This window comes from Arthrobacter sp. HMWF013 (genome assembly GCF_003061105.1).
Classification (GTDB): domain Bacteria; phylum Actinomycetota; class Actinomycetes; order Actinomycetales; family Micrococcaceae; genus Arthrobacter.
Genome location: NZ_QAIQ01000646.1, coordinates 1 through 2,552, shown reverse-complemented (window position 1 = coordinate 2,552; position 2,552 = coordinate 1). Strand labels below are relative to the sequence as shown.

At 67.1% G+C, this 2,552-nt stretch carries 3 protein-coding genes; all 3 read right to left on the bottom strand.

Annotation, left to right across the window (positions count from 1 at the left end; genetic code table 11):
- Position 1: 1 nt before the first annotated feature.
- The gene (locus DBR22_RS21410; RefSeq protein ID WP_108600653.1) at positions 2-808 is read right to left on the bottom strand and encodes an ABC transporter permease; all 807 of its coding nucleotides are present in this window, start codon (positions 806-808) and stop codon (positions 2-4) included.
- Complete coding sequence (locus DBR22_RS21405; RefSeq protein ID WP_108600652.1) at positions 808-1,776, bottom strand: ATP-binding cassette domain-containing protein; 969 nt, start codon at positions 1,774-1,776, stop codon at positions 808-810. Before DBR22_RS21405 ends, DBR22_RS21410 begins: the two co-directional genes overlap by 1 nt.
- Before the next feature lie 95 nt (positions 1,777-1,871).
- Positions 1,872-2,552, bottom strand: a 681-nt coding sequence (locus DBR22_RS21400; RefSeq protein ID WP_108600651.1) for a DNA-3-methyladenine glycosylase family protein, incomplete at its 5' end; no start/stop codon positions are given.

The window sequence follows — 2,552 nt, the reverse complement described above, 5'->3', positions numbered from 1 at the left end:
GTTAGCGGAGGTTGCGGTTGATGGCCCGCACCCCCACCACCAGGCCGACGGCGGCTGTCACCGCTGCTGCCAGAAGGCCCAGGAGGGTGTCCGTCCCGACGCTGCCGGCGAACAGTTCCCGCTCTGCGTTGACGAGGTAGGTCAGGGGGTTGAAGAGGCTGGCCGTCTTCATCCAGTCCGGACCCGCCTCGATGGGGAGCATAATGCCCGAGAGGATCATCAACGGGAACAGCAGCGTCTGCTGCACACCCCAGAAGATCCACTCCTTGTTCTGCGAAACGAGAGCCAGGGCGTAGGACAGCGCACCCAGCCCGATGCCGAAGATGCCCAGGATCACCAGGCCGGCCAGCACATGCAGCGGATGGAAGACGAAGCCGAACGGGATGCAGACCAGTGCGATGATCAGCCCCTGCACCACCAGGGGCGCCCACTCCTTCAGTGCCCGCCCGATCATCAGCGACGAACGGGACAGCGGCGTGGCCAGGATCCGCTCGTAGGAGCCCGTCATCAGCTCGTACTGCAGGTTGGAGCCGGTCATGGACGTGCCGAACAGGGCAATCATCACCACCACGCCGGGCAGGAACCACTGGAGCGTGGACTGGCCGCCGAACGCCGGCGCGCCCACGGCCGCGCCGAGCAACGGGCCGAAGAGTCCCAGGAACACGAGGGGCTGCAGGAGTGAGAAGACCAGTGAGAAGGGGTCCCGGAGGGGCAGCAACATTTCCCGCCAGAACACGTACTTCGTGTCCCGCAGGACCTGGCCGAGGCCCGGTTTCAGCGGGATTTCTCCAAAACGTTGAACGGTCATCAGCGGTCTGCTCCTTCCCGCAGGTTGCGGCCGGTCAGTTCAAGGAAAACGTCGTCCAGCGTGGGTGGCTTCAGCTCCAGCGATTGGGCGGGAGCACCGGCGTCGTGCATCTCCTTCAACAGGGCCGGCGCCAGCCGGGCGCCTTCGGTGAGCCGGAGACGGAAGCGGACCACGCCGTCGTACGTGTTTTCGTTGATCTCACCGCCGGCCGCGGCGCGCCCCAGCAGCCCCCGCACATCTGCGGCGGACTCGGCCGCCACTTCGACCGCCAGCAGGTCGCCGGCGAGGTTGGCCTTCAGCCGGGCTGCGGTGTCATCGGCGATGATTTCGCCGTGGTCGATGACGATCACCCGCTCGGACATCAGATCGGCCTCGTCCATGTAATGCGTGGTCAGGACAATGGTGGTGCCGTGCTCGGCGCGCATCCGCATGATGTGCTCCCACAGGTTGGCGCGGTTCTGCGGGTCCATGCCGGTGGAGGGCTCATCAAGGAACAGCAGCCCGGGGGAATGCATCAGCCCCAAGGCAACGTCCATCCGGCGCCGCTGACCGCCGGAGAGCTTGACGACAGTGCGCTTGGCGAGGTCGGTGAGGTCCAGGGATTTCAGCAGCTCCTGGGCCCGGGCGGCGGCATCGGTGCTGTTCATGCCGTAAAACCGGCCCTGCATCACCAGTTCATCGATGACCCGGAAGCTGTGCCCGCCGCCGTTCCCCTGTCCGATGTACCCGATGCGCGCCCGCACGCCCGCCGGGTCCGCCAACACATCCACGCCCGCCACCGTGGCTGTGCCGGACGTGGGTTTGAGGAGCGTGGTCAGCATCCGGAGGGTGGTGGACTTGCCTGCGCCGTTCGGGCCAAGGAAGGCCACAAGCTCGCCCGGCGCAACGTCGATGTTGACGCCCTTGACGGCTTCGACAGTTTCCTTCTTGACCACGAAGGTCCTGGTCAGTTTGTCAGTGTGGATCATGGCTGACTCCAGAGATTGCGGAATTCCGGGGCTCTGGTCCGGGCTCCATGGCGCCACGCTATACCCATCGGCCGCATGAGTCCACGGAAAATCCGTCAGTGCCGGCGGTGATCCTGGATGGTGATCCTTGGTCCGAACGTGGGTTTGCGGAAGCCGCTCAGGCCGATCATGCGGACCACGCGCTGGCGGTGTCCCTTCCACGGTTCCAGCAGGGCAAGCATTCCGGCGTCATCGGTGCGCCGGCCGGTCAGGGCGGCGCCCACGTACGCGGCCAGGTGGTAATCGCCCACGGCGATGGAGTCCGGGCACCCGTGTGTCCGCTGCACCACCTCCGCGGCCGTCCAGACGCCGATGCCGGGAATGACCTGCATCTTCGCTGCGGCCTCGGCGGACGTCAGTGCCGCCAGCCGTTCAAGCGCGACGGCGGAGCGCAGCGCACGCATGATGGTCGCCGAGCGCTGCGGGCCAACACCGGCCTGGTGCCATTCCCAAGAGGGGATGCGGAGCCACTGGGCGGGGGTGGGCTGGACGAGGAGTCCCTCCGGTGCGGCACTTCCGGCAGCCGGAGCGGGGGAGCCGAAGCGGTACATCAGGTACCGGTAGCCGCGGCGGGCTTCGATGACGGTGACCTTCTGCTCCAGGATGGTGGGCACCAGGCAGTCGACCATCCGGCCGGTGGAGGGCAGCCGGACCGCGAGGTTCCGGCGCCGGGCCTCCCGGACCATCCGGGGCAGGGTGGCGTGGAAGGCCGGCTCGTCAAAGGCCGACCAGTCATC